This is a genomic window from Phenylobacterium sp., from assembly GCF_030693805.1.
Lineage (GTDB): Bacteria > Pseudomonadota > Alphaproteobacteria > Caulobacterales > Caulobacteraceae > Phenylobacterium.
On record NZ_JAUXZW010000380.1, the window covers coordinates 1 to 6,254 of the forward strand.

The following is a 6,254-nucleotide window of genomic DNA, read 5'->3' on the forward strand; positions in this document are numbered from 1 at the left end:
CGGCGGCGAACCCGGGCCCCCGCGCCGAGGGCGACGCCGCAGCCTGGGGCGCATCCACGGACGCGCTGCAGGTCCGTCTGCGCAAGACCGCCTGCAGCGACGGCATGTCGGATCGCGAATACCCGATGAGCGCGGAGGTCCGTGCGGGCGCGGAGACCCTGACAGGCTGCGCCGACGCGCCGCCCTGACGCTCAGCCGTTCGCCGGCGCCACGGCGCTCATCACCGCGCCGATCTCGCCGTGCAGCGCCAGGTCGGCGTAGGCGTCCTGGTCGGTGGGATCACGATTGACGATCACCAGCCGCGCGCCATTGCGCTTGGCCATCAACGGGAACGACGCCGCCGGCATCACCGACAGCGACGAGCCCAGCACCAGGAACAGATCGCAGGCCATGGTCTCAGCTTCCGCGCGGGCCATCGGCGCAGGCGGCATTGGCTGGCCGAACGAGACGGTGGCGACTTTCACGACGCCGCCACAGGCGCGGCAGGTCGGCGGCGCGTCGGTGGCCAGGAACCCCTCGCGAAGGTCCGCGAGCTCGTGCCGCAGCCCGCAGTCGAGGCAATGCGCGTAGCTGGCGTTGCCGTGCAGTTCGATCACCTGGGGGGGCGGGACGCCGGAGGCCTGGTGCAGGTTGTCGACGTTTTGGGTGATCACCGCGCGGGCCTTTCCGGCGCCGACCAGGCGGGCGACCGCGGCGTGGCCGGCGTTGGGCCGGGCGCCCACCCAGCGCGCGACGCCGGTGAAGGTGCGCCGCCATGCCTCTCGCCGCACGTCCTCGTCGGCGACGAACGACTGGAAGGGGATTGGACGGATCTTGGTCCACACCCCACCGGGGCTGCGGAAATCCGGCACCCCGGATTCCGTCGAGATCCCCGCCCCGGTGAACACCGCGATGCGGCGCGCATCGGCGATATATCGTGCGAGGTGATCCAGAGGCTGCATGGTGAACGATCCTGGCCCGGATCACCGGAACGGCGCAACGGCCAGGCGGCGCGCTGAGCGTCTAGACAATCATAAGGTGTATCCCTACCGTCCAGATGGTGGGGGTATGGTGAATGAGTGAGGATGGCGACCGCCCGTATTGGCGCGGCCTGTTGGCGGACGAGTGGAGCGAGGCGGGCTTCCCGGAAGACGACTCGTTCCTCGCGGAGTTCTCGGCGTTCCTGGATGGGGCGAGCCGATTGCCGCCCGGCCGGTTGAAGGCGTTGATCGAGGCGGTGCGTCAGGCGCTCGCCGACCAGCTCGACGACGACGCGTCATGAGCACGCGAGAATGCGATGCTCGCGAATTGGGCGATTCACGTTTATAACCTGAGCATTAGGACGCGGTCAGGAGCGACGTCCGCGCAAGGGGGAGGCTGCATGCCCAGGATCTGCCGCGGCGCGCGCGTCGGCGCGCTCGCCGCGATGTTTGCGACCATCGCCTCAAGCGCCGGCGCCCAGGCTTCAGGCCAGGTGAACGCCGGCGACACCGCCTGGGTGCTCGCCGCCACCGCGCTGGTGCTGTTCATGACTTTGCCGGGATTGGCGCTGTTCTACGCAGGCCTGGTCCGGTCGAAGAACGTGCTGTCGGTGATGGCCCACTGCGTGGCGATCGCCTGCCTGGCTTCGGTTCTGTGGCTGCTGGGCGCCTACAGCCTGTCGTTCTCCGGAAGCGGGCCGCTGATCGGCGACTTCGCCAAGTTCGCCCTGATCGGGGTCGGCCGCGACGCTGTCGCCGGCACGCTGCCCGAGCCGCTGTTCTTCATGTTCCAGATGACCTTCGCGATCATCACCCCGGCGCTGATCGTCGGCGCCTTCGTCGAGCGCATTAAGTTTTCCGCCGTGCTGCTGTTCTCGGCGGCGTGGCTGTTCGTGGTCTATGCGCCGGTCTGCCACTGGGTGTGGGGCGGCGGCTGGCTGATGGCGCGCGGCGTCATGGACTACGCCGGCGGCCTGGTGGTTCACGCCACGGCGGGCGTCTCGGCGCTGGTGCTGGCCTGGCGCCTCGGTCCGCGCGACGGATTCCCGCGGGAGCTTTCGCCGCCGCACAACCCGGGCATGACCATGACCGGCGCCGGCATGCTGTGGGTCGGCTGGTACGGCTTCAACGGGGGCAGCGCGCTCAGCGCCGGGGCCGACGCGGCGTCAGCGCTGATGGTCACCCATCTGTCGGCGGCGACGGCGGGGCTGGTCTGGGCGTTCATCGAGTGGCGCAGATTCCGCCGGGCCAGCATGGTCGGCCTGGTCACCGGCGTGGTGGCGGGCCTGGCCACCGTCACGCCGGCTTCAGGCTTCGTCGGCCCGCTGGGCGGCGTAGTGCTGGGCGCCGCCGGCAGTTTCGTCTGCTATCAAGCGGTGGAGCTGATCAAACATCGGCTGAAGATCGACGATTCCCTTGATGTGTTCGCCGTCCATGGCGTCGGCGGCATCCTGGGGACCCTGCTGGTCGCTGGCCTCGCGGCGCCTGAGCTGGGCGGCAAGGGTTACGCCGCGGGGGTCGGGCCGGCGCAACAACTGCTCACCCAGGCGATCGGCGTTGGCGCCACCGTCGCCTGGTCGGCGATCGCGACGCTGATTCTGGCGGTGGTGCTTGAGCGCACGGTCGGATTGCGCGCGCGCGACGAAGCCATCGAGGAGGGGTTGGACATGGCCGCTCACGGCGAGCGGGCCTACAACCCCTGATCGACGGCGGTCGCGCCCTATTGTCGTCAGGCTGATCTAGTGGACCGACACAGGCGCCAGTTCGTGCGCCAGGGCGGCGGCGACCGCTGAATCGCGATCGGTCATCACCGCCAGCCGTTCGCCGTCGGCGCGGTGCACTGCATAGAGCGTTTGATCGGGTTCAAGTTCGAACCCTTCCACCAGGCCGTTCGGCGTGCCGGCCAGGATCTCGGCGGCCTTGACCGGGCGCACGTACACCAGGTCCGGCGCGCCCAAGGCTGCAAAGGCTTCAGTCGTTAAAACGGGCGTCATCATGACCACCTCCAACTAAGTCAACGTCGCGAACGGCTGCAAGGTTCAGCCGGCCGTCCGGATTGGGATGCGGCGCACCAATCGCTCCGGTTCTGGGCGGAACAGCTCGATGTGCAGCAGACCGTGCTCAAGAACGCAGCCGCGGACCTCCATCCCGTCCGCCAGCACGAAGCTGCGGACGAAACCGCGAGCGGCTATTCCGCGGTGCAGATAGGCGTCCTCGGTCTTGGTCTGCGCGTCGTCACGCTTGCCGGCGACCACCAGTTGGCGGTCCTCGACGGTCACCTGGAGCTGATCGGGCGTGAAGCCCGCCACCGCCAGGGTGATGCGCAAATCGCCGCCGCCGCGGTCTTCGACATTGTACGGCGGGTAGCTTTCGGCCGCCGCCTTGGCGGCGCGTTCCGCCAGCGCGCGGGTATGCTCGAACCCGAGCAGGAAAGGGCTGTCGAACAGCAGAGACCGGTTCATCGCAAGAAGAGTCCTCGAACAAGCGACTCTCCGGCGGCAGCGCCCTGGATAGGCGCGCGGTCGCCGGACAGGACTTATCTGGGGATCAGGCGTGGCCGTTTCAACGCCGCGCGCGGCTCAGCGGCCGGCCACGTACTTCACGCCGTTGTAGCGGTACTTGGGCGAAGGGCCGAAGCCCGGGCCGCCGACCTCGATGTCGGGCCAGCCGTTATGCTTGGTGGCCAAGGGGTTCGCGATGCCCACCTCGTCGAGCAGGATCGTCCAGCCAGTCGGACGCTTGGTGACCAACACAAACGCCTCTGCGGTGTTGCCGTAGCAGAACACGCTGCTCTCACGCACCCAGGCTTCCGGGGCGCCGTCGCCGTTCAGGTCGGCGACCTCGATGGAACCGTTCTGGTGTGAGCTCGTCTGGGTGTCGTCGCAGCGCACCCATTCGCGCCCCTTGGGCTTGAAACCCGCGGCCTTGAACGCGGCCGCCTTGTCGGCAGGCGTCAGAGGTGCGGGCGCGGCCTGGGCCGCGGTGGCGACGGAAAGGGCGAGGGCAAGGACCAGCAGACGCATAGGAAGGCGCTCCAGGGAACGAGGGCACCTTCACCATAGTTGCGCGCCAGGACGCGGCAAGCGGACGCTTAGCGGCGATACTCCAGCGTCGAGCCGTCCTCGAGCTTGCCACGCAGGCCGACCCAGACGCCGGACGCGTCGTACCAGTCGTCGATTTCCGCGTCGCCGCGCACCGCCCAGCGCGTGGCGGTCACGGCCGGGGAGCCGGGCGGGGCGAGGCGCTCGGGGCCATGGCGGCTGACCGAGAGCTTCAGCAGCTTGCCGGTCTGCGGGTTGAACAGCGGCGCGCCGGCGAACACCTGCGGGTTCCAGTGGGTGAAGGGAAGCGCGTCGGCCGGCGCCGTCGTCTTTCGCTTGGCGGTCTCGATGGCGACCCCAGCCGGGCCGCTACGCGCCGACACCCGCTCATGCTTGCCGTTGCTGTCGGTGGTGGTCTCGAGGCTGGCGAAGCGGCCGCCCTGCCAGCGTTCCACCGCGTGGTGGTGGTAGCGGAATACCGGCACCGGCCCGAGCTTGACCACCAGCCGGGCGTCGGTGGTCACCGTCTGTGCGCCCGGAGCGCCGACGATGGTGGTCACCTGCTCGCCGACCCGCACGCCGTTGCGGTACACCTTGAACCGCAGCTTTCCGCTGGGCGCGGCGAAAGCCCCTGGCGCCGCCGCCAGCCAGAGGGCGGCGCCCAGGACGCCGCGTCGCGTGTGATCGCTGAGCATCCCGGGCGCCATGTCGGTCAGAACCGGTAGCTGGCGGTGAACCGCACCGAATGGATTTCGAAGTCCTGTTCGCTGCGCTGGAAGTCGGTCCCGGCGGCGTTGACCAGCAGGAACGGGTTGTTGGCCGGCGCAGGGCCTTGCGAACGCACGCGGGCGTCGCCGTCATCGAGCTTGGTGTAGATGTACTCGACGCCGAGGTTCACGTTGTCGGTGAGCTTGTGCTCCAGCCCGCCACCCCACTGGTAGCCGTCGGCGTGGTCGTCGCCCGACAGCACGAAGGTGTTGGCGGTGTTGGTGCTGCCGAAGGTGTGGTCGATCTCGCCACGCGCTGCTCCGCCGGTGGCGTAGATCAGGTTGCGGTCGAGGATGAAGCCGGCCCGGGCGCGGATCGCCGCCAGACCCTTGAGCTTGCGGGTCATGGTGTACTGCGCAGGCGTGGTGGAGAAGGCGCTGACGCTGTCGGTCACGTCGGTGCGGCTGGCTTCGGCGACCGCGCCGACCAGGAACGAGCCCAGTTGCATGTCGTAGCCCAGGCGCCCGCCGAATTCCGGGCCGTCGTCGTCGCCACGGCAACCGGCGCCGGGCGTCGAGGCCGTGGCTGCTCCGCCGCAGAAGCCTGGCGAAAAGGCGTTCGCGCCCGCCGCGGTGTTCACCGTGTTGTTGAAGGTCCCGTCGAGATTGGTGTCGAACAGGATGCTTTCGCCATCGTTGTCCGACTGGCTGGCCGCGCCGGCGTGCGCGCCGACATAGAAGCCTGTCCAGTCAGCGGCTTGCGCCTGCGCGACGGTTCCGGCGCCCAGCACCGACAAGGCTGCGACGCTCGCCCCGGCCATCGTGAATCTTGCCATGAAGTCCTCCATTCGGCCAAGCGCCGGACGGCAGGTACGGGCGAGCGGGCGCTTTGGATGCCACTCGGGCGACATAGGCTTCCGGGTTCGCCGCCGCCTGTGCTTTCTGCAAGAGATCCTCGTGGGCGGCTTCAGCCTGGCGGCCAGGCTGAAGCCGCCCACTCCCGTTACGCTCGATCAAGGTCCTGCGATGCCAGCCCCCGACGCCGCCATCCGCGCCAAACGCAAACTGACCAACCGCCTGATCGCCGCCCATGACGCCGTCCGACTACGCCCGCACCTGACCGACGACATGGTGCTGATCGCCGGCGACGGCGCCTTGATCCACGGCGCGGATGCGGTGGTCGCCGCCTTCGCCGGCCAGTTCGCCGAGGCCGCCTTCGTCGATTACGTGCGCACCACGGAGAGCGTCGAACTCGCCGCAGACGGAGCCCGCGCCGCCGAGACGGGCCGCTGGATCGGGCGCTGGAAGGATGGGATCGAGATGAGCGGCGTCTACCTGGCCGCCTGGCTGGAACGCCGCGGCCAGTGGCTGCTGGAACGAGAGCTGTACATCACTCTGCAGGGGTGAGAGTCCGTTTGGAAACTCACGGGTGGGTGGTCCGGCGTAGCAGGTTTCCGCCCATGGCGACGAGGATCATGGCCTGCGAGACGTCGATCCGGGCCTCTTAGTCGCGGACCAGACGGCGCCAGCGGGTCATCCAGCCGAAG

9 protein-coding genes and 2 pseudogenes are annotated in these 6,254 nt (G+C 69.1%); 4 read left to right on the top strand and 7 right to left on the bottom strand.

From position 1 onward, the window contains the following. A pseudogene (locus tag Q8M88_RS14990) lies at positions 1-188 on the top strand (hypothetical protein); the annotation flags it as partial. 3 nt (positions 189-191) lie between these two features. Here the strand turns inward: Q8M88_RS14990 and Q8M88_RS14995 are convergent. Further along, positions 192-941, bottom strand: a complete 750-nt coding sequence (locus Q8M88_RS14995) for a Sir2 family NAD-dependent protein deacetylase (RefSeq protein ID WP_305597962.1) — start codon at positions 939-941, stop codon at positions 192-194. A gap of 113 nt (positions 942-1,054) precedes the next feature. Here Q8M88_RS14995 and Q8M88_RS15000 point away from each other — a divergent pair, with 113 nt between their 5' ends. After that, positions 1,055-1,261, top strand: coding sequence for a hypothetical protein (locus Q8M88_RS15000; protein ID WP_305597963.1), 207 nt, complete (start codon positions 1,055-1,057; stop codon positions 1,259-1,261). A 99-nt stretch (positions 1,262-1,360) separates the two neighbouring features. Continuing rightward, entirely contained in the window at positions 1,361-2,662 is a 1,302-nt protein-coding gene (locus Q8M88_RS15005; protein ID WP_305597964.1) for an ammonium transporter, read from the top strand. Between the two features lie 36 nt (positions 2,663-2,698). Here the strand turns inward: Q8M88_RS15005 and Q8M88_RS15010 are convergent, their stop codons facing one another. From Q8M88_RS15010 to Q8M88_RS15030, 5 genes are all read right to left on the bottom strand, one after another. Further along, on the bottom strand, positions 2,699-2,956 hold the full coding sequence (locus Q8M88_RS15010; RefSeq protein ID WP_305597965.1) for a DUF1150 domain-containing protein: 258 nt from the start codon (positions 2,954-2,956) through the stop codon (positions 2,699-2,701). 42 nt (positions 2,957-2,998) lie between these two features. After that, positions 2,999-3,421, bottom strand: a complete 423-nt coding sequence (locus Q8M88_RS15015; RefSeq protein WP_305597966.1) for an Hsp20 family protein — start codon at positions 3,419-3,421, stop codon at positions 2,999-3,001. A 117-nt stretch (positions 3,422-3,538) separates the two neighbouring features. Then, positions 3,539-3,982, bottom strand: coding sequence for a hypothetical protein (locus Q8M88_RS15020; RefSeq protein WP_305597967.1), 444 nt, complete (start codon positions 3,980-3,982; stop codon positions 3,539-3,541). 68 nt (positions 3,983-4,050) lie between these two features. Continuing rightward, entirely contained in the window at positions 4,051-4,695 is a 645-nt protein-coding gene (locus Q8M88_RS15025; RefSeq protein ID WP_305597968.1) for a DUF6134 family protein, read from the bottom strand. A 17-nt stretch (positions 4,696-4,712) separates the two neighbouring features. Further along, a complete protein-coding gene (locus tag Q8M88_RS15030) occupies positions 4,713-5,543 on the bottom strand; it encodes an outer membrane protein (protein WP_305597969.1) in 831 nt (276 codons plus the stop codon). A gap of 121 nt (positions 5,544-5,664) precedes the next feature. Here Q8M88_RS15030 and Q8M88_RS15035 point away from each other — a divergent pair, with 121 nt between their 5' ends. Continuing rightward, positions 5,665-6,114: a DUF4440 domain-containing protein gene (locus Q8M88_RS15035; protein WP_371132731.1), complete on the top strand. Its 450-nt coding sequence runs from the start codon at positions 5,665-5,667 to the stop codon at positions 6,112-6,114. A 16-nt stretch (positions 6,115-6,130) separates the two neighbouring features. Here Q8M88_RS15035 and Q8M88_RS15040 read toward each other — a convergent pair. Further along, a pseudogene (locus tag Q8M88_RS15040) lies at positions 6,131-6,254 on the bottom strand (IS5/IS1182 family transposase); the annotation flags it as partial.